Here is a 273-nt window from a genome sequence, read left to right as displayed (position 1 = left end):
ATGGGAACTCCCACACTACCATCGGCGCTACTGCGTTTCACTTCTGAGTTCGGAATGGGATCAGGTGGTGCCACAGTGCTATTGTCGCTAGACAAAAAGGTTACAATCTTGAAAGCTGTTGCTCGCTAGAGCTATAAATATAAAAGCATTTTCTTATTCAATTCATTACAGTGCGTGAAGTTATTCTGTCAGTCTTTTACAAACACTTCGCAGTAAAACTACTTGGGTGTTGTATGGTTAAGCCTCACGGGCAATTAGTATCAGTTAGCTCAA

General features: G+C 41.8%; 1 rRNA gene. It reads right to left on the bottom strand.

From position 1 onward, the window contains the following. A 5S ribosomal RNA gene (rrf, locus tag H4J75_RS19860) occupies nucleotides 1-92 on the bottom strand; the annotation flags it as partial. Nucleotides 93-273 lie beyond the last annotated feature (181 nt).

It is taken from the genome of Colwellia sp. BRX10-1, from assembly GCF_014077545.1.
GTDB lineage: Bacteria > Pseudomonadota > Gammaproteobacteria > Enterobacterales > Alteromonadaceae > Colwellia_A.
This window is presented reverse-complemented; position numbering and strand designations above follow the sequence as displayed.